This window comes from Aminobacter sp. P9b (assembly GCF_045345995.1).
Lineage (GTDB): Bacteria > Pseudomonadota > Alphaproteobacteria > Rhizobiales > Rhizobiaceae > Aminobacter > Aminobacter niigataensis.
In genome coordinates this window covers 1,794,225-1,812,021 of the sequence record NZ_CP150082.1, presented here as the reverse complement: position 1 = coordinate 1,812,021, position 17,797 = coordinate 1,794,225, and the positions used below count along the sequence as shown (strand labels likewise).

Genomic DNA, 17,797 nt, shown 5'->3' with positions numbered 1-17,797 from the left:
CCGCTCTCCCCCCGGAGACGCAAGATCCTGCACCGTCACTGATGTCGCTACTGTCACGGCATGGATTCCCGACACTCTCCACTCGTTTCACTCGCTCGCGAAGTCGGGAATGACGAGCTTCATTGGCCACTTCCGCCAGCCAAACAACGTTTCCGCCAAGCGCCAACGCCGATGATCAAGAGAGGCGGCACCCTCACTCCGTCATTCCCGACCTCGTGAGCGAGTGAAACGAGCGGAGAGTGTCGGGAATCCATGCCGTGACGGTGACGATGCCGGCGGGTGCAGGATTTGGCGAAAGCTGGAGGGTGGGCCGTCAATCAGCCAATGCTCAGCAGAGACTACCCCGGCCTCAGCAACGACCCGGCAATCGGATAAACGCGACTCGTGCCGATCATATACGCGGTGGGCGCACCATCGCGGAACATGCCCTTGTACGCCCGGTCGAGCACGTTGAGCGAACCGGTGAAGGCGCCGAAGGCGGGCATGATCAGCCGCGCGCCGTCGCTGGCAAAGCAGCGCCGCCGCACCGAACGGCCACGCTGGACGATCCTGGCGCAAGGATGCAGGTGCCCTGCGATCTCGCCCTCGGCATGGCCCTTCGACGGCTCGTGGCGGAACACCAGCCCGCCGACCGCCAGCTCCTCGACCGTCTCGCCCGGCAAATCCGCCGGTGCATCGGGATCGTGGTTACCCGCGATCCAGAACCAGTTCCGCCCCGCCATCATCGCCATCAGGCTCACGCGAAACGGCTCGGGCAAACGCGCGGCGCCCTCGCCGTCATGGAAGCTGTCGCCGAGGCTGACGATGATGCGCGGCTGGTAGTCCTCGACCACCTCGGCAAGGCGCGACAGCGTCGCCGCCGTGTCATAGGGCGGGATCAGACGGCCGCGGCGGGCATGGGACGAGCCCTTCTCCAGATGCAGGTCGGAGACGACGAGCAGATCGAGTTCGGGGAAGTGCAGCACCCCGCGCCGGTCACAGGCGGCGCGCATGCCGGCCACCGCGATCGCCTCGCAGCCGGCCCTGGTCAGTTCGCGCGCGGCTATGTTCATGCGCTTCCCATCGCCTCTTCGATCAGGTCGGCTGCCTCCATCAGCAGCGTGTCGTTGGCCTCGCCGTTGACCGGTTCCCGGCCAATTTCCAGCATGACGGGCACCGCCAGCGGGGAAATCTGGTCGAGCATCTTATGGACGATTCGGCCGCGGATGCGCGAGAGCATCTCCGCCAGTCTCCTGACATCGAGCAGCCCGCTGGCGGCATCCGCACGCGTCGCCTTGAGCAGGATGTGGTCGGGCTCATGGCTGCGCAAGACGTCGTAGATGAGGTCGGCCGAAACCGTCACCTGCCGGCCGTTCTTTTCCTGCCCGGGAAAGCGCCTCTCGATAAGGCCCGCTATGACCGCGCAATTGCGGAATGTGCGCTTGAGCAGCCAGCTGTCGGCGAGCCAGGCCTCAAGGTCATCGCCGAGCATGTCCTCATCGAACAGTTCCGCCAGCGACGGGATCTTCGCCTTGAACATGCGACCGAGATCGCCCAGCGCCCAGACCGCCAGCGAATAATCTGTGGCGACGAAACCCAGCGGTCGCGCGCCCATGCGCTCCAGCCTGCGCGTCAACAGCATGCCGAGCGTCTGGTGCGCCAGCCGGCCCTCGAAAGGATAGGCGACCATGTAGAAGCGTTCGCCGCGCGGAAAGGTCTCGACCAGCAGGTCCTCACGCCTGGGCAGGATCGACTTCATCTGCTGCATGCGCAGCCAGTCCGACACCTGGTCGGGCAGCGCCGTCCAGCGCGCGGGGTCGGCCAGCATGCCGCGCACCTGCTCGGCGAGATAGGTCGAGAGCGGAAACTTGCCGCCGGCATAGGACGGCACCAGCACGTTGCCGCCGCCCCCCGTCGAGACGTAGCACTCGTTTTCGCGGATGCCCTCGAAGCGCAGCACCTTGCCGGCGAAGATGAACATGTCACCGATCGACAACGTCTCGACGAAATACTCCTCGATCTTGCCGAGCACCGGCCCGCCGCGCAAGGCGAGCGACTGGGCGCTGCCCGCCCCCGACTTGCCCTTGGCGCGGGTGTAGCGGACGTTGAGCATCGGCGCCTCGATGATGGTGCCGACGTTGAGTCTGTATTGCTGGGCGATGCGCGGATGCGACACCCGCCACTTGCCGTCCTTGGTCTTGCGGATGCGCGCATAGCGCTCGTAGCTGCGCAGCGCGTAGCCGCCGGTGGCGACGAAGTCGACGACGCGGTCGAAGCTTTCGCGGTCGAGCCCGGTATAGGGCGCGGCCCCCCTCACCTCGTCATAGAGTTCGTCCGCGTCGAAGGCTGCACCGCAGGCGCAACCCAGCACATGCTGGGCCAGCACGTCGAGCGCGCCCTCGATCAGCGGCGGGGTGTCCTGCGCGCCGAGATAGTTGGCCTCCAGTGCTGCCCGGCACTCCAGCACCTCGAAGCGGTTGGCCGGCACCAGGATCGCCCGGCTCGGCTCGTCCATCCGGTGGTTGGCACGGCCGATGCGCTGGGCCAGCCGGCTCGCACCCTTGGGCGCGCCGACATGGATGACGAGATCGACATCGCCCCAGTCGATGCCGAGGTCGAGCGTCGAGGTGGCGACGACGGCGCGCAGCACGTTGTCGGCCATCGCCTTCTCGACCTTGCGGCGCTGACCGACATCGAGCGAGCCGTGATGTAGTGCGATCGGCAAATTGTCGTCGTTGACCCGCCACAGCTCCTGGAACAACAGCTCCGCCTGGCTGCGGGTGTTGACGAAGAGCAGCGTCGTCCTGTGCTTGCGGATCGCTTCATAGACATCTGGAATGGCATAGCGCGCCGAATGCCCCGACCACGGCACGTGTTCCTCGGAATCGAGGATCAATATCTCGGGCTTGGCGCCGCCCGACACCGTGATCAGCTCGGCCATGTTGTTTGTACCCTCCCCCTTGTGGGGAGGGTCGACGCGCAGCGTCGGAGTGGGGGTAGAGGCGAGACCGTCACCCCCACCCCGCCCTTCGGGCGACCCTCCCCACAAGGGGGAGGGTGAAGAGCCCTGCCTCACCAGCCAGCGGCGCAGCTCGTCCGGTTCGGCCACCGTCGCCGACAGGCCGATCGCCTGAAGGTCGGGCACGAAAGCACGCAGCCGCGCCAGCCCGAGCGACAGCAGGTGGCCGCGCTTGGAGGTCACCAGCGAGTGCAGCTCGTCGAGCACGATGTAGCGCAGGTCGGAAAAGAAGCGCTCGGCATCTGGCGAGGCGATCAGCAGCGCCAGTTGCTCGGGCGTGGTCAGCAATATGTCGGGCGGCGACAGCTTCTGGCGGGTGCGCTTGTGCTGCGGCGTGTCGCCGGTGCGCGTCTCCATCGAAATCGGCAGGCTCATTTCATCGACCGGCTTGCCGAGATTGCGCTCGATGTCGACGGCCAGCGCCTTGAGCGGCGAGATGTAGAGCGTGTGCACGCCGCGATGTGCCGTGCCCGGCCGCTTCTTCGGCCTGACCGCCAGGTCGGTCAGCGCCGGCAGGAAACCGGCCAGCGTCTTGCCGGCACCGGTCGGGGCGATCAGCAGCACCGAATGGCCCTGCTGGGCCGCGGCCAGCAAATCGAGCTGATGCGCACGTGGCGACCAGCCGCGTTCGGCGAACCATCGCACGAATGGTTCCGGCAACATGGCGGCAGTCGAATTCGGCTCCAGTCGCGCTTGGCTCGTCACGCCCCAGACCTAGCGCGGGCGCGTTGGAACGCCAAGTGGAATCTGGAACAAAAAGGGATCAACAAAATACCGAAGGTCCCATTCCTTCGCGCCCCCCTCTGGCCTGCCGGCCATCTCCCCCACAAGGAGGGAGATCAGGCCTTCATCGCCGCCGCAGCCAGTCGCCAACGTAGCTGTTTGCGCCTTGCAACCTCTCAGAAGATGGGCACTGCCGGCGACGAGACTGATCTCCTCCCTTGAGGGGGAGATGGCCGGCAGACGCAACAGACTTGCATCCCAAGCACTGCGGTATCAGATGGACAGCCCAAACTGAGAGCCGCCCGAATGACCGACACAGCCTCCCACGAAGCCCGCATCGCCAACCTCGAAAAACTCGTCCACGAGCTTCAGGCGCAACTGGAGACCGTACAGAAGCAGGTGGGCATCACGGCCAAGCCGGCCGAAAAGCCGCTACGCTCGCGCGGCATGCTCGGCAGCCCGAAGGGGCGCTAGGCCGCCCACTCCGTCACCACGATCAGGCCCTCGACCGGCTCGCGGCGGTCCTGGCGGATTACGGCGCGCTCCAGCGAAACCAGCTTCAGGCCGGCAGCGGCGATCAGCCCGTGCACATAGGCTTCGGAATGGGCGTAGCGGCGCGAGGCCTGAAGCTCGAACGGCTCGACGCCCGAAAAGAGCTCGACCGAAAAGGCAAAGATGCCGCCCGGCACCAGCATCTTCATGACGCTTGAAAACACTCTATCGAGCGCACCGAGATACATGAACACGTCGGCGGCGGTGACCAGGTCTGCCGCCTCGCCCGCAAATTCCGGTTCCTGCAGGTCGGCCTTGATCAGCTGGTCATAAACGCCCTTGTCGCGCGCCTTGCGCAGCATCTCGGCCGAGATGTCGTAGCCATCGAGACGCTTCGCCACCGGCCGCAGCTTGACGCCCATCAGTCCGGTGCCGCAGCCGAGATCGACCGCATGCGCAAACGCGTTGCGCCGGGTCGCACCGATGGCCGCCGTCAGCAGTTCCGGCACGCGGTAATGCAACGTCTCGACCAGTGCGTAATCGAACTTGTCGGCATACTGGTCGAACAGCGTCTCGACGAAGGCGCTCGGCGGGCTGTCGGCAGCGGGAGCCGCACCGACCAGTTGCAGCTTCAGCGCCGCGCCCGGCCTATCAGCCGGCTCGAGCTTCAGCGACATGCGCCAGGCCTCGGCCGCGGCTTCCATCTGCCCAGCAGCCTCGTGCATTTCGCCCGCGCGGAACCAGCCCATCGCCCAGTTCGGCGCCAGTTCGAGCGCGCCGAGCATCAGTTCGGCGGCAGCAGCGTGGTCGCCCGAGGCGAACAGCATTTCGGCATAGTCCGCCCGCCGGTCGGCAAGCAGGTCGTTGGAAGAGAGCTGCAACGGCGTCAAGCGCGGTATCCAGAATGAGGAGAGTGGCGCGCATTACTGCCAAAGCGGCCTTCCACGCAAGCGGCAAATGCCTATCTTGCAAAGATGCGTGCCCGCGACCTGCTCCATCCGCGCCCCGAAGGGCTCTATTGCCCGCCCGGCGATTTCTACATCGACCCCGTGCGCCCGGTCGAGCGCGCGCTCATCACCCACGGCCATTCCGACCATGCCCGGCCCGGCCATGCCAAGGTGCTGGCAACGCGCGAGACGCTCGACATCATGGCGATCCGCTGCGGACCGGGCTTTGCCGGCAGCACCCAGGCGGTGGCGCTGGGCGACAAGATCAAAGTCGGCGACGTCACCGTGTCGTTCCACCCTGCCGGCCACGTGCTGGGCTCGGCCCAGATATCGGTCCAGCACAACGGCCTTCGCATCGTCGCCTCGGGCGACTACAAGCGCGCCAGCGACCCTACTTGTGCCGCCTTCGAGGTGGTGCCATGCGATGTATTCATATCAGAGGCCACCTTCGCGCTGCCGGTGTTCCGCCATCCCGATGCCGCACACGAGATCGGCAAGCTGCTGAAGTCCGTGCAGCAGTTTCCCGAGCGCGCGCATCTCGTCGGCGCCTATGCGCTCGGCAAGGCGCAGCGCGTCATGCGCCTGTTGCGCGACCAGGGCTACGACAAGCCGATCTACATCCACGGCGCCATTGCCAGACTCAGCGAGTATTACCAGCACCAGGGCGTCGACCTTGGCGAGTTGCAGCCCGCGACCGTCGAGGACGGCGACAAAAGCGACTTTGCCGGCGCCATCGTCATTGCGCCGTCGTCGGCCTTCGCCGACCGCTGGGCACGGCGCTTTCCCGATCCGCTCGCCTGCTTCGCCTCCGGCTGGATGCGCATCCGCCAGCGTGCCAAGCAGGGCGGCGTCGAACTGCCGCTGATCATCTCCGACCATTCCGACTGGATTGAGCTGACCGACACGATCAAGGAAACCGGCGCCGGCGAGGTCTGGGTCACCCATGGCCGCGAGGAGGCGCTGGTGCGCTGGTGCGAGCTCAACGGGATTTCCGCGCGCCCGCTGCACCTCGTCGGCTACGAGGATGAGGGGGATTGAGGATGGCCTCGAACATCGCATTCCTTCCCACCTCCCTCTGGCCTGCCGGGCGCGGCAGGACTGCCAGGCTTGCGGGACAGCGCCCCCCTCTGTCCTGCCGGACATCTCCCCCACAAGGGGGGAGATTGGCAGTTCCGCCGCCGGTCCTCGTCCTGCAACAATGGCGATTGGCGAAAGCCGAGATGACGGCCAATCTCCCCCCTTGTGGGGGAGATGTCCGGCAGGACAGAGGGGGGCAACGTAGAGCGCCCACCCAGCCCAGGTCGGCTGCCCCATGAACCGCTTCGCCGAACTGCTCGACCGCCTAGTGCTGACGCCGTCGCGCAACGGCAAGCTCAAGCTCATCACCGACCATTTCCGCGCGGTCGAGGATCCCGACCGCGGGCTGGCGCTCGCCGCACTCACCGGCGATCTCGACATCGCCTCGGTCAAGCCAGCGATGCTGCGACAGCTGGTTTCCGAGCGCATGGATCCCGTGCTGTTCGGCTATTCCTATGACTATGTCGGCGACCTCGCCGAAACAGTCTCGCTGGTCTGGCCAGAGACGCCCGCCAACCGGCCCAACCACGACATCACGCTTGCCGAAGTGGTCGAGAAACTGCAATCGGCCAGCCGTTCCGACGGGCCGGCCGTGCTCGCCCGGCTGCTCGACCAGGCGGAAACATCCGCGCGCTTCGCCATCATCAAGCTGGTCACCGGCGGATTGCGCATCGGCGTCTCGGCACGGCTTGCCAAGCAGGCGCTGGCCGACCTCGGCCCTGTCGACGTCGCCGAGATCGAGGAGTTGTGGCACGGGCTGACACCGCCCTATGCCGAACTGTTCGCCTGGCTGGAAGGCAAGGCACCGAAGCCGGAACAGGCTGCCAAGACTCCATTCCGCCCGGTGATGCTGTCCAACCCGCTCAGTGACGGCGATCTCGAAAAGCTCGCGCCGGCCGACTACGCCGCCGAGTGGAAATGGGATGGCATCCGCGTCCAGGCGGTTTCGGAGGGCGGCATCCGCCGGCTCTATTCGCGCACCGGCGACGACGTCTCCGGCGCCTTCCCCGACGTGGTCGCGGCGATGGATTTCGATGCGGCACTCGACGGCGAATTGCTGGTCGGCGTGCCCCGCGAGGCGACCGGCACCTTCTCCGACCTGCAGCAGCGGCTCAACCGCAAGACCGTCTCGGCCAAGATGCAGGACCGCTACCCTGCTTTCGTGCGCTGCTACGATCTGCTCCAGCTGAACGGCGAAGACCTGCGCGGTCTCGCCTTCACCGGGCGCCGCGCGCGGCTCGAAACCTTCATCGCCACGCTGGACCCCGACCGCTTCGACCTGTCGCCGATCATCGCCTTCGAAAGCTGGCAGCAGCTCGAAGGCATGCGCAGCGCCCCGCCGCACCCGATCATCGAAGGCGTGATGCTGAAACGCCTGGATTCGGCCTACCTCGCCGGCCGCCCCAAGGGTCCGTGGTTCAAGTGGAAGCGCGATCCGCACACGGTCGACGCCGTGTTGATGTATGCCCAGCGCGGTCACGGCAAGCGCTCGAGCTTCTACTCCGACTATACATTCGGCGTCTGGTCGGGGCCGGAAGGCCAGGAGGAACTGGTGCCGGTGGGCAAGGCCTATTTCGGTTTCACCGACGAGGAGCTCAAGCAGATCGACAAGTTCGTCCGCGACAACACCATCGAGCGCTTCGGCCCGGTGCGCTCTGTGCGCGCCGACAAGTCGAACGGGCTGGTGCTGGAAGTCGCTTTCGAGGGGCTCAACCGCTCGACGCGCCACAAGTCGGGCGTTGCCATGCGCTTTCCCAGGATCTCGCGGCTGCGCTGGGACAAGCCGCCGGCGGAAGCCGACCGCATCGAAACGCTCCAGGCGCTACTCGACTGACTTCGATGGCGACCTACTCGGTCACAGAGACCCTGATCTCGTAGATGTCGACCGCCTTGCCTTCCTTGGCGAGGTCCGAGTTGATGGCGATGGTTCCGGCCGCGCCCGGCTCCTTGTCGGGCACGTCCATCTCGAACAGATACTCGCCGCGCTGATAGCCGACGATATAGCGCTTGCGGCCGCAATCGCCGAGTTCGCCGAAATTGCAGTCGACGGCCATCTGCGTTTCCTTGCCGTCCTCGGCGCGGGCGACGATGTCGAACACCGCATGCTTGCCGGCGATCTGTTCGAGCACGCCCTGGCCGACGTCGAAGCTGACGGCCGAGCCGGTGTTGCCCGAACGGATGCGCAGGAAGCTGCCGGTGTCGTCCTTGGCGACCTCCGCCGAGGTGCCGCTCGGCGCGCTGACATCGGTGGGATCGGTCGGCGTGAACACGGTGATCCAGTTGCGGGCCTGGTCGGCCTCGCCCGGCCGTGCCGGTCCGCCGTCCGGCGAAAAATCCTCGCTCTCGAGCGTCTTGGGCGGGTTGCGCACCGAGGTATCGATCTCTTCGGCCGACTTGAACTGGTCGGTCTGCACCGCCCACCAGGCGCCTATGCCACCCATGGCCAGCAGCGTCACGGCCAAGAACATCGCCGCGAAAGGCCGTTGCCTTTCGGCGCGCCGCGCCGCGCGATCCGCCGCGCGCCTTTCGGCCCTGCTGCGCTTTTCGGTGATCTCGACCGGCGGCCCGCCCGGCAAGGTGGCATCGGGCATGATGTCGGGCACGACGGGTGTCACGCCTGTTGCCGGGCTGCCGATCGATACGGAAGGCGCTTTCGCAGCACCATTGCCGTTGAGCGACACTTCCGGAGCCGGGGCCGCGCCGGCCGAAACCGCCGGGGCAGCCGGCATGAACTCCGATTCGATCTCGGTGATCGTGGCCTGGAGCGACTTGCGGCGGTTGATCGCCACCTCGACCGTCATGGCAGGATTGGTCTTGAGCGCACGATCGAGCGCGGCGAAGGCCGCGCGGTAAACCTTTTCGCGAAATTCGCGGTTCTCGGGATCGCCCTTTTCGAAAGCGTTCCGGATCGCCTTTTCGATCGAATCCAACCGATATTCCTCGCAACGCGCCTGTGTTGCCAGATGGTTAGCGACAGAGGCGGCATCAATCAACGGCACGGAAAGCGTTTTGTCAGCCAAAACTGGATGCAATGTGCCTCCGGACCGGCAAAACGCGTGCAGCAACCGTCGAAGTCGGTGCATTGTCCGGAGCGCCCGATCTGCTATATGAAGTTACGTTTACGGAAACGTCAAAACGAAAACCGGGAGAGACACGCGTGGCGCTGCCTGAAATCCTCAAGAAGAACGTGCGCGTCCCGGTCGTCGGCGCGCCGCTGTTCATCATCTCGCATCCGCCGCTGGTGCTGGCGCAGTGCAAGGCCGGCATCGTCGGCTCGTTCCCCGCGCTGAACGCCCGGCCAGAAGCCCAGCTCGACGAGTGGCTGGCCCAGATCACCGAGGATCTCGCCGCCCACGACGACGCCAATCCCGACCGCCCGGCAGCCCCCTTCGCCGTCAACCAGATCGTCCACAAGTCCAACAAGCGCCTCGAGCACGACCTCAGGCTCTGCGTCAAATACCGCGTGCCGATCGTCATCTCGTCGCTCGGCGCGGTCGAGGAGGTCAACCAGGCCGTCCATTCCTATGGCGGCATCGTGCTGCACGACATCATCCACGACCGCCATGCCCGCAAGGCGATCAAGATGGGCGCCGACGGCCTGATCGCGGTCGCAGCGGGCGCCGGCGGCCATGCCGGGACGCTGTCGCCGTTTGCGCTGATCCAGGAAATCCGCCAGTGGTTCGACGGGCCGCTGCTGTTGTCGGGCGCCATCGCCAACGGCGGTGCCGTGCTCGCCGCCCAGGCCATGGGTGCTGACCTCGCCTATATCGGCTCGCCCTTCATCGCCACCGAAGAGGCCCGCGCCAATGACGCCTACAAGCAGATGATCGTCGAATCCAAGGCCGCCGACATCGTCTACTCCAACCTGTTCACCGGCATCCACGGCAACTACCTCAAGGGCTCGGTGCGCGCCGCCGGCATGGACCCCGACAATCTCGCCGTCTCCGACCCGACGCAGATGGATTTCGAAGGCGACAACAAATACAAGGCCTGGAAGGACATCTGGGGTTGCGGCCAGGGCATCGGCGCCGTCGACAAGGTCGTGCCCACGGCCGAACTCGTCACGCGCCTCGCCAGCGAATACGCCGCCGCCAAGGCCCGCATCTGCGCCTGAGACGGGCGTCCTGCGCCGCCGCGGCGCCCGGGTCCGTGCATGAAGGCAGGCGGCGTCCATTCGCCACTTGTCAAATCCCTTCAAAGGCCGCTTGAAATCGGCGCGCAATGAAGTTATCAGGCACTCACGTCGCGCGAGCCTCCGGGATCGCGTAGCCTGGAAGCCGCTTTAGCTCAGTTGGTAGAGCACATCATTCGTAATTAGCGGGTCCGCTAGAGAATGAGGTTCGAAGCCAGTGGGTTGGGGCTGGTGAGTGAAAGTTAGTAGGGCCATAGTATGGCCGTGTGTGAAGGGTTAAGCCGCTTTAGCTCAGTTGGTAGAGCACATCATTCGTAATGATGGGGTCAGGTGTTCGAGTCACCTAAGCGGCACCACTTCCCAGCCAGAATCCCGTCAAAGTATTCTGGCAAGCTCAGCCTCAATGGTGGCAATCTCATTCTCGAGCAACCGCTCGGAAATGTTGGTCGGTGTTCGGTGCACCTTGTTTCCGAACGCATCGAGAATGCCAAACTTCTCGTTTCCGAACCCCCGATAGCCACGATTAAGCAGTATCAGCCCTGCGCCAGCTTGGTCGCGATTGATGCGCACATCCTTTCGCGGATACACAGCGATAACATGTTGCGCGCTCTTGGACTGATATGAGATTTCCGGTTCAATATGTACCGAGAACCTCTTCTGAGGAGATCGCCAAACTCCGCGGTTCGGCATCGTTGCATGTCCCGGATGATCCGCGATCCATGCCGATACCTGCTCGAATACCTCTTTATTTCTTTCAAGGGAGTTCACTGTGGATGAGGCCTCAATGTCATCAAGCACTCGATCTTTTGTCCTGCCGTGCGCGCAGTGCTGGACTACACCATCCCGCGAGGGTCGATAGAAATCAAACCCGCCTGGCTTTGCGTAACGTTCGAGATCACGAATCTTGTCTCCCGTGCTCAGGGTCAGGAGTTTCAGGAACGTCGCAAAATGCATGACTACGGGCATGACTACCTCGCCGCTCTAGAATCAGTGTTCCTTGTCGCGCGGCGGATTCGAATCATTGCCTGGTGCGATGGTGTCCTTACTCCGGATCTTGCCGTCGACACCCTTGGTGGTCAGCTCGCCACCACCCTGCTTTTCAAGCATTGATTTCGCGGCCTCAAGCGCCGCTTTCTGCGTGTCATGAACACTGGATGCTCTACTGGCATCATTGCGTTCATTGGCCCACGTTCCGTCAGGGCGACGATAAACCATACGGTCTCGGTCTTTGCTCATAGCAACTGGCTCCTGCCATATTGAACATAAAGAGAACTTATATCGATTCGGCAAAAGATTGGAGTCGTACGACTTCCACTTGGGGGCGCGCGGATGAATATCTTTCGCGTAATACTGTCAGTCAGTACAAAGCGGCTGAAAGCTGGCAACCCGCCAATTTGGGTTGCCTCCGCGGATTTGACCAACCGGAGGGGGGAGCGACTTCAGCGAGGCGGGCGAGCACGAAGTTCGCTGCAAAGCCGCTGGCGGTGGTCACGGTCCTCTGTTCGACTGTCGCGCCTCAGCGCCCCTCCAGTCGCCGCCTGACGGCCTTCCGCACCCGATACCAATAGGTCTGCTTCGCGCCGTCGCTGTCGTACCACGCGCGCTGATGACGGGCGAAAGCCTCAAGCTCCGGGTCGGGGTAGCTGGCGATGATGTCGTCAGCTACGCGGGCGATATCATCGGAAGGGATCAGTCTCGGCTCTATCGCGTCTGTCCAGATCGTCCAGAGCACGAGGCCGACGAAGATAAGCGCCTGCCCGCCGAAGAAAATCAGCAAGAGCCACAAAAATGCTTGAGCAAAAATATCCCACATCGCACCACCCCCGGTGAAATGCGATGTAGCCTATAGTCTACAATTTGAACTTGAAAGCAAAAAAGAGACTCATAGTCCGTGGTCTCATCGTCTACATAACTGCCCTATCGTGGGCATGGAAGACGTGTGCGCGATACTGGCCCGGAACATCAAAGCGGCCCGAAGCCTTCTGGGTTGGTCCCAGGAAGAGCTTGCCGCGCGCGCCGAAATCGACCGCACCTATATCTCGGGCGTTGAACGACGGGTGCGGAACCCGACGATCACCGTGGTTGCTAAAGTAGCCAAGGCTCTTGGCACCACCACGGCAGACCTACTGACTGACCGATCAAATTGACCGGATGGGCACGGAATAGCGCACAACCGCGACCCTCACGCGCCGCACAGCCAAGGCCACCGCACATAACCCCGCCGCGCGGGGCTTCAGAGCGCCTAAAGCCGCCTTTTGGGCCTAGCAGGCAAAACACCCACCGCTGCCGCTTGCTGCCCGCTCTAGCGCCCCTCCGAGGGCGGTAAAGGCTCGGGCGGCGGAAGCGTTGCTCCGCCGCCCGGTTTGAGCAGGTATGGCAGGTTTTTGGGCAGCCATGCCGGCAAAATAAAACCCGGCAAACCGGCCCAAACCTGCTGCCGCTCGACTCTGTCAAAACGGGGGGTCGCCTGAGACCTCAGCTCGCTCGCTTCGCTGCCCGACCTCAAGCACGCGGTAGTGCTTGATCCCGGAACTGTCGGTGTCGGTCTTGAGCATCATGCCGCCCGCGATGCGCCCGACATGCTTGCGCAGGAATTTCCCGGCGCTACGGGTGTTGAACACCCTGCCGTTGGTGTTGGCGATCAGTTCATTGATGATGGCTTGCGCGCCCTCGCGACCTTCTTCCTGGGCCATGTGGGCAACCTCGCTGAGACTCAATTGACGATCTTGGAACACGTTGCGCCAGAGGGTGAGGAAATCGACCAGCACTGCTTTGTGCGGGTCGTCGGCCATGACTAGTTCGCGAGTCAACGCCGGGTCCGGCTGATCGAGCCACACAAGCGCCTCGCGAATCAGCCCCCATTGCTCGAACGAGCCAATCTTCCTGAGCGGCGACGGCATCCCCTCCGAGATGTAGGCGCGAAGGATGGTAAGTGCTGCGACGACAATTCGGGGGCGCATCTCCGTGGTTTCCGCTACTGCATCGAAACTGTACTCGATCTGGTCGGGTCGTTCTTTGCCGGTGTCGATCCGGCAGAAAAGCGTGCGCCGCGTGACATCGCCGGCAAGTTCCAAGTTGTTGCCGGTGGCGATCACGAGGCTTCCTGTCGGCACGTTGCGCACCTCGGACTGACCGAGCACGCGCGGCCTTACCTTCTCCTGGGTCAGCATCGTACAGAGAAAGTCGCCCTCTATGGGGCGATCGCAATTGTCGATGACGATCACGGGATCGCCGGCCATCAGCACCGATGACAACCGCTTTTCGTTTTCCTCGTCTGACTTGCCTTGCGACATCATCGCCGGCTTGTGGCCGGTAGCGATAATGCAGACGATTTCGGAGAGTAGTGACGGCGCGGGCATCGTCCTTCGTGGGATAATCGGGAACCCTCTCAAACTCCGTTCGGCCAGGATCGTAGAGAAGGCCCGTGGCAGTATCGTAGCCCTTGTCTTGCAGTACAGTGCCGTCCGGACGAAGCGTCGGAGCCTGAATGACGCCCTTCAAGAACCGCAACTTCCAATTCCCCACGCGCGCGAGATAGGCGGTAGCCGCGTCGGTCGGCGGATCGACAGGGACGAGTTTCTTCCTCTGCTTTTTCGCCCATTTTGCATGGCGGGCGAATTCTTCCCTGAGCCACGGGCTCGTGACTGTCTGCAGGACAAGCGCGCCAGTTTCCCGTTTGATCCCTTCCTGTTCGGCGGCGGTGGGAATGCGGGCAACGCGCACGAGGGACTCAAATCGCTGGAAGATATCGACGCCTTTGTCGATCAGCGCCTGCTCAGCCCGGTCGACGGCCTGCGGAAGTTCGCCGGGGCGAACGACGATGGCGTTGGGATCAACGCCATCACCATCATCCCCGACTCCCAACCATTTTCGCAGGGTCTTTTCCATCAGCTCGATGCCAAGAAACTCGCACAGGGTGGGAAGACCCCACGTTTCCTCGCCTGCCTCGAACTTCTCTCGGCTGACAGCCGCTTTGCCGCCGCGCTTCTCTGCCTCCTCGTCGCCGGCAAGCATGGCGACATGCGTCACCCAGGCATCTGTCTCCTCGTCGGTGAAGCCGACGCGAATGAGGGTGCCGGTCAGCGCGAGGCAGACATTGTCGCGATTACCAGACCCGCGCGGATAGCGATTCAGAATGACGGAAAGGAACGCGGTGCACCCTGCGTAGCGCTCCAACTCTGCGCCATTCACTTCCGGGATGTTACGTGGATCATCGTGCCACCGCAGGCGCTCGCCATTCGGGTGAACGGACGGCGGCACCATAGTCTGCAGCTTGTCGCCGCGTAGCTCCAGCACCGTCGCCTTGTCGGTGTCGAACAAACCTAGAGCACTCGCGGGAACTTGGAAAGACAGGTTCTTGCGTAGCCTCCCCCTGACGAAGCGGTGGCTATTCTGCGACGTTGCGCGGCCGAAGCTGGGATAGCGGGCAAAGATCAGATTGCTGATCGAGGCCGCTTCCGGCCAATCGTTGTCGATGTCGATTAGCCCGCCAGAACGCTCGCCCAACGCAATACCGACATTGCTCGTTGGTTCATAGGCGAAGAACAAATCCTCGTCGGTTCGTTCGATAGCCTTTCCCCACTTGCCTTTCGGCGCCTTTTCACGGGCTGGGAGCACAAGCGGCTCCCAACCCAGAGATTTGTAAAAGACAGCCGCATCGCCGGGCAATGCGAACTGCTTCTCGGAGGTTAGTTTGAAATCAGTCATGACATTCACCTCCGGACATGCGGCCGGATTCAAGCCATGCTTCAACTTCGGACCTTCGGTAGAGAACGCGTCCCCCTACCTTGTACCAAGGCAGGCCATTTCCACGGCCCCGGATTCTCGCCTTTTCAAACGTGGACTTGCTCCGCTTGGTTAGCCAAGCGACTTCTTTCGTGCAGAGCCATTCGTCAGCTTGCGCGCGTGTTTGCATAACGGGATGTGCCATCTGGCCACTCCACCTTTAGGCACCCGCCACAGACAGGCGGATGTGCCGAATTGAGGTTCTGGGTGAGTGACTTCGGCGCTGGCTTCGGCCCGCCATAGAGCGGGCAACTCCCGTTCGCTTACGAGACCTCCACGTTGCACTGGTCCCGCCGACTTGGTCCCGGACTGCTACCGGCCTCGCGGACGTCAAACCGCTTTAGGTGTATCGCTCACCGGAAAACTGGTGAGGAATGCGCTTCCAAGTCTGGCCACGATACGAGGTGAAAAAGTCAAAGACAAGAAGAGACTGCGGGGGGTGAAACAAAGCGCAAGCTGTTCCAACATTCAGCCTGCAGATAATTGGCCTCACAGCCTCGTGGGCACACCCCATTCCGCGAGTTCATCGCAGAACCGTTGCACGGCCTCAGCTTCAAGCACCTCCTGAACGTGATCCAGTGCCACCTCATAGGGGCTGCCGCGTTTGCAGAAAGTCTCGCAAAGAACGCGCGCAGTCACCTCAACTTCGCCGGCTGTCGTGCAACCCAGGACCTCACACGCCGCGAGCGTTGCCAGTTCGGAGACCGTACGGGTCGCACACGTCGTGGACCCAGCGCATGAGCGCAGCGCTTGCATCTCGACGTCGCAAACGTCCCGCTGCCTATGTCGCCGCATAAACAGCAGCGCCCGCTCCATATCCTGCCCGTCCCGCGCCGCTGGTCCGATCAGCGCCGTCATCGCCGCTTGCAGCCGTTCCGCCTGAAGACCCTCTGTAGCGCGGGTCGTGTGGGCATTGATGATGGCGAGCAGAACGCGCTCCAGCACGCTTGTTCCATCGCCGAAGATCGCCCAATAAGTGGAGTCACTGACTGACATTCGCCAACTCCAATATCCGGGCCGCGACCAATTCCACCGGCCCGCGCAAGCGCTCAGCATTCACGACGATATAGCCGCCCGTGACGTCGCTATTGGCACGATGGTTCAAGAGCCGCTTGAGCGCGTAGTAGGGAACGTCGAGGCTTTCGGCGATGGTGATAAACGTGCGGCGCAGGTCGTGCAGGGTGAAGCTGACACCCGACCCTGTGGTGACGCGGAGTAGGAATTTCTTGGTCTCCACCAGATGCCCATTCTTGCCTGGGCCGGGAAACACCCAGGGCGACCCATCCGCCTGCTCCTTGCGCTTGGTCAGTAGGTCCGCAAGGAATGCCGAGAGCGGCAGGTTCAAAGGATCGCCGTTTTTGGTGGTGGGCAGGTGCAGCGTGCGAGCCGCGAGGTCCACGTTCTCCCAGCGCAGCTTCATCAGCTCGCCCCGACGCATTCCGGTGAACAATGCCGTTAGCAGGAAGTCACGGGAGTAATCCGGCTCAGCCATGACGGCTTTCCACCACATAGGCAGGTCCAGCGCCATCACCAAGGTCTGCCGACGCCGTTCGCGATACCAAGCGCGAGCCTGCGAAAGGATCAGCACCGGGTTCGGCGGGAAGTCGTCCTGCGTCGCGGCAATGAAATTGTAGACCGAGCGCAAATGGCGCATCGCATTGTTGGCCGTGACCTCGCCATGCGCCTTGGCAATCTCCTGATGCTTGGCCAGCACCATTTGCCGGGTGATCTGGTTCATGGGCTTTTTGCGCCATGCCTTGAGGTACAGCTTGGCGGTGCGCCCGTAATTGGTGACAGTGTGCGTCGACAGCTTGTTGCGCGTCTCGAAGAAGCGTTCGAAGGCCACGGCCAAGTGACCCGCTCCACCGTTTCCTTGCGCTTTTCTTCGTTGGGGTTGCGGCCCTCTGCCATTTTCGCCCAGCAGGGCGAGAGCCTTCTTGCGGGCCACCTCCGGCGCAAACAAATCGGCACGACCTATGGTGACACGACGGGTGTCACGGTTCACCTGTCCTTCGGCGAAATAGACCTTGGAGCGGCTGCCGACCCGAAGGCCGAAACCAGAAAGCAGGGTATCGCGGTAAAGGATTTGACCGCTGGCAGCGAACGGAATGTCGTCAATGGTGCGGCGGGTAAGACGTAGGCTAGGCATTTGAGACCTCCTGTTGGCCTCAACTCAAACTAACTAAATCATCTTAAAAATACCAGTAATATCAGATACTTATCTAAAATTTCTAGCGCGATGCGGCGCAATGAAACGCGCTCCAACGCCAGCGCACGCGCGATCAGACGCACATGAGCAACGGCAGGTTCAGTTTAGCCAAAGGCCGGCGCACCTTCCCTTGGGCTTGCTGGGCGGGAAGTTGGAGGAAGCAAGCATCTGTGGATGGCCTCCAATCGCCAAACAGCATCTTCGACAACTGCATTGCAATGCCGAGGCATGTAGCTAAAGTGGCCATTATGGATCATTCTCCGCAGAAGACTTTGTCTGCCCGTGAGGCAAAAAACCGCTTCGGTTACCTGATCGATTTGGCACGACAGGAGCCGATCTCCATCGAAAAGCATGGGAGGCCAGTTGTCGTCGTTGTAAGCGTCGAGGATGTTGATTGCCACTGAGAACTGACCCGGCATTTCCACCGAGAATTG

Annotated in this window: 18 protein-coding genes, 1 tRNA gene and 1 pseudogene; 8 read left to right on the top strand and 12 right to left on the bottom strand. The window is 63.0% G+C overall.

Annotated features, from left to right (window positions below):
* Positions 1-338: 338 nt before the first annotated feature.
* Both pdeM and WHT83_RS08970 read right to left on the bottom strand, forming a co-directional pair.
* A complete protein-coding gene (gene pdeM, locus WHT83_RS08975) occupies positions 339-1,052 on the bottom strand; it encodes a ligase-associated DNA damage response endonuclease PdeM (protein ID WP_406873575.1) in 714 nt (237 codons plus the stop codon).
* The gene (locus WHT83_RS08970) at positions 1,049-3,661 is read right to left on the bottom strand and encodes a ligase-associated DNA damage response DEXH box helicase (RefSeq protein ID WP_406873574.1); all 2,613 of its coding nucleotides are present in this window, start codon (positions 3,659-3,661) and stop codon (positions 1,049-1,051) included. Before WHT83_RS08970 ends, pdeM begins: the two co-directional genes overlap by 4 nt.
* Before the next feature lie 366 nt (positions 3,662-4,027).
* On the opposite strand from WHT83_RS08970, the gene WHT83_RS08965 reads away from it, so the two are divergent.
* On the top strand, positions 4,028-4,195 hold the full coding sequence (locus tag WHT83_RS08965; RefSeq protein ID WP_406873573.1) for a hypothetical protein: 168 nt from the start codon (positions 4,028-4,030) through the stop codon (positions 4,193-4,195).
* On the opposite strand, the gene WHT83_RS08960 is transcribed toward WHT83_RS08965, so the two are convergent.
* Positions 4,192-5,103, bottom strand: coding sequence for a methyltransferase domain-containing protein (locus WHT83_RS08960; RefSeq protein ID WP_406873572.1), 912 nt, complete (start codon positions 5,101-5,103; stop codon positions 4,192-4,194). The genes WHT83_RS08965 and WHT83_RS08960 overlap by 4 nt on opposite strands.
* 84 nt (positions 5,104-5,187) lie before the next feature.
* On the opposite strand from WHT83_RS08960, the gene WHT83_RS08955 reads away from it, so the two are divergent.
* Together WHT83_RS08955 and WHT83_RS08950 are read left to right on the top strand one after the other, a co-directional pair.
* Positions 5,188-6,198, top strand: coding sequence for a ligase-associated DNA damage response exonuclease (locus WHT83_RS08955; protein WP_406873571.1), 1,011 nt, complete (start codon positions 5,188-5,190; stop codon positions 6,196-6,198).
* A gap of 274 nt (positions 6,199-6,472) precedes the next feature.
* Positions 6,473-8,071 carry a cisplatin damage response ATP-dependent DNA ligase gene (locus WHT83_RS08950; RefSeq protein WP_406873570.1) on the top strand — a complete coding sequence of 533 codons (1,599 nt, stop codon included), beginning with the start codon at positions 6,473-6,475 and terminating at the stop codon, positions 8,069-8,071.
* A 13-nt stretch (positions 8,072-8,084) separates the two neighbouring features.
* Here WHT83_RS08950 and WHT83_RS08945 read toward each other — a convergent pair whose 3' ends face one another.
* Positions 8,085-9,167: a hypothetical protein gene (locus WHT83_RS08945; RefSeq protein WP_406873569.1), complete on the bottom strand. Its 1,083-nt coding sequence runs from the start codon at positions 9,165-9,167 to the stop codon at positions 8,085-8,087.
* Between the two features lie 227 nt (positions 9,168-9,394).
* On the opposite strand from WHT83_RS08945, the gene WHT83_RS08940 reads away from it, so the two are divergent.
* Together WHT83_RS08940 and WHT83_RS08935 are read left to right on the top strand one after the other, a co-directional pair.
* Positions 9,395-10,351, top strand: a complete 957-nt coding sequence (locus WHT83_RS08940; RefSeq protein ID WP_406873568.1) for an NAD(P)H-dependent flavin oxidoreductase — start codon at positions 9,395-9,397, stop codon at positions 10,349-10,351.
* A gap of 298 nt (positions 10,352-10,649) precedes the next feature.
* Positions 10,650-10,725, top strand: a tRNA-Thr gene (locus WHT83_RS08935).
* A 19-nt stretch (positions 10,726-10,744) separates the two neighbouring features.
* Here WHT83_RS08935 and WHT83_RS08930 read toward each other — a convergent pair.
* The 3 genes from WHT83_RS08930 to WHT83_RS08920 all read right to left on the bottom strand — a co-directional run bounded on the left by WHT83_RS08930 (position 10,745) and on the right by WHT83_RS08920 (position 12,182).
* Positions 10,745-11,335: a hypothetical protein gene (locus WHT83_RS08930; protein ID WP_406873567.1), complete on the bottom strand. Its 591-nt coding sequence runs from the start codon at positions 11,333-11,335 to the stop codon at positions 10,745-10,747.
* A 21-nt stretch (positions 11,336-11,356) separates the two neighbouring features.
* Positions 11,357-11,605 (bottom strand): DUF2188 domain-containing protein, encoded by a 249-nt coding sequence (locus tag WHT83_RS08925; RefSeq protein WP_406873566.1) that lies wholly within the window; start codon positions 11,603-11,605, stop codon positions 11,357-11,359.
* A gap of 280 nt (positions 11,606-11,885) precedes the next feature.
* The gene (locus WHT83_RS08920) at positions 11,886-12,182 is read right to left on the bottom strand and encodes a hypothetical protein (protein ID WP_406873565.1); all 297 of its coding nucleotides are present in this window, start codon (positions 12,180-12,182) and stop codon (positions 11,886-11,888) included.
* Between the two features lie 115 nt (positions 12,183-12,297).
* On the opposite strand from WHT83_RS08920, the gene WHT83_RS08915 reads away from it, so the two are divergent.
* Positions 12,298-12,516 carry a helix-turn-helix domain-containing protein gene (locus tag WHT83_RS08915; RefSeq protein WP_406873949.1) on the top strand — a complete coding sequence of 73 codons (219 nt, stop codon included), beginning with the start codon at positions 12,298-12,300 and terminating at the stop codon, positions 12,514-12,516.
* 303 nt (positions 12,517-12,819) lie between these two features.
* Here the strand turns inward: WHT83_RS08915 and WHT83_RS08910 are convergent, their stop codons facing one another.
* Positions 12,820-13,728: a hypothetical protein gene (locus WHT83_RS08910; protein WP_406874059.1), complete on the bottom strand. Its 909-nt coding sequence runs from the start codon at positions 13,726-13,728 to the stop codon at positions 12,820-12,822.
* 247 nt (positions 13,729-13,975) lie between these two features.
* On the opposite strand from WHT83_RS08910, the gene WHT83_RS08905 reads away from it, so the two are divergent.
* On the top strand, positions 13,976-14,656 hold the full coding sequence (locus tag WHT83_RS08905) for a hypothetical protein (RefSeq protein ID WP_406874058.1): 681 nt from the start codon (positions 13,976-13,978) through the stop codon (positions 14,654-14,656).
* Here the strand turns inward: WHT83_RS08905 and WHT83_RS08900 are convergent.
* The 4 genes and pseudogenes from WHT83_RS08900 to WHT83_RS08885 all read right to left on the bottom strand — a co-directional run.
* A pseudogene (locus tag WHT83_RS08900) lies at positions 14,618-15,076 on the bottom strand (bifunctional DNA primase/polymerase); the annotation flags it as partial. The gene WHT83_RS08905 and the pseudogene WHT83_RS08900 overlap by 39 nt on opposite strands.
* Positions 15,069-15,284: a helix-turn-helix transcriptional regulator gene (locus WHT83_RS08895; RefSeq protein WP_406873948.1), complete on the bottom strand. Its 216-nt coding sequence runs from the start codon at positions 15,282-15,284 to the stop codon at positions 15,069-15,071. The pseudogene WHT83_RS08900 and the gene WHT83_RS08895, both read right to left, overlap by 8 nt.
* A 359-nt stretch (positions 15,285-15,643) precedes the next feature.
* Positions 15,644-16,150, bottom strand: a complete 507-nt coding sequence (locus tag WHT83_RS08890) for a hypothetical protein (RefSeq protein WP_406873564.1) — start codon at positions 16,148-16,150, stop codon at positions 15,644-15,646.
* On the bottom strand, positions 16,137-17,000 hold the full coding sequence (locus WHT83_RS08885; RefSeq protein ID WP_406873947.1) for a tyrosine-type recombinase/integrase: 864 nt from the start codon (positions 16,998-17,000) through the stop codon (positions 16,137-16,139). Before WHT83_RS08885 ends, WHT83_RS08890 begins: the two co-directional genes overlap by 14 nt.
* A gap of 446 nt (positions 17,001-17,446) precedes the next feature.
* On the opposite strand from WHT83_RS08885, the gene WHT83_RS08880 reads away from it, so the two are divergent.
* Entirely contained in the window at positions 17,447-17,767 is a 321-nt protein-coding gene (locus tag WHT83_RS08880; RefSeq protein WP_406873563.1) for a type II toxin-antitoxin system Phd/YefM family antitoxin, read from the top strand.
* The last annotated feature ends 30 nt before the right edge of the window (positions 17,768-17,797 follow it).

Coding starts and splice junctions, on each gene's coding strand:
- pdeM (WP_406873575.1), bottom strand. CDS start 1,052: ATGAACATAGCCGCGCGCGAACTGACCAGGGCCGGCTGCGAGGCGATC.
- WHT83_RS08970 (WP_406873574.1), bottom strand. CDS start 3,661: ATGTTGCCGGAACCATTCGTGCGATGGTTCGCCGAACGCGGCTGGTCG.
- WHT83_RS08965 (WP_406873573.1), top strand. CDS start 4,028: ATGACCGACACAGCCTCCCACGAAGCCCGCATCGCCAACCTCGAAAAA.
- WHT83_RS08955 (WP_406873571.1), top strand. CDS start 5,188: ATGCGTGCCCGCGACCTGCTCCATCCGCGCCCCGAAGGGCTCTATTGC.
- WHT83_RS08950 (WP_406873570.1), top strand. CDS start 6,473: ATGAACCGCTTCGCCGAACTGCTCGACCGCCTAGTGCTGACGCCGTCG.
- WHT83_RS08930 (WP_406873567.1), bottom strand. CDS start 11,335: ATGCCCGTAGTCATGCATTTTGCGACGTTCCTGAAACTCCTGACCCTG.
- WHT83_RS08925 (WP_406873566.1), bottom strand. CDS start 11,605: ATGAGCAAAGACCGAGACCGTATGGTTTATCGTCGCCCTGACGGAACG.
- WHT83_RS08920 (WP_406873565.1), bottom strand. CDS start 12,182: ATGTGGGATATTTTTGCTCAAGCATTTTTGTGGCTCTTGCTGATTTTC.
- WHT83_RS08915 (WP_406873949.1), top strand. CDS start 12,298: ATGGAAGACGTGTGCGCGATACTGGCCCGGAACATCAAAGCGGCCCGA.
- WHT83_RS08910 (WP_406874059.1), bottom strand. CDS start 13,728: ATGCCCGCGCCGTCACTACTCTCCGAAATCGTCTGCATTATCGCTACC.
- WHT83_RS08905 (WP_406874058.1), top strand. CDS start 13,976: ATGGCGGGCGAATTCTTCCCTGAGCCACGGGCTCGTGACTGTCTGCAG.
- WHT83_RS08895 (WP_406873948.1), bottom strand. CDS start 15,284: ATGCAAACACGCGCGCAAGCTGACGAATGGCTCTGCACGAAAGAAGTC.
- WHT83_RS08890 (WP_406873564.1), bottom strand. CDS start 16,150: ATGTCAGTCAGTGACTCCACTTATTGGGCGATCTTCGGCGATGGAACA.
- WHT83_RS08880 (WP_406873563.1), top strand. CDS start 17,447: ATGAGCAACGGCAGGTTCAGTTTAGCCAAAGGCCGGCGCACCTTCCCT.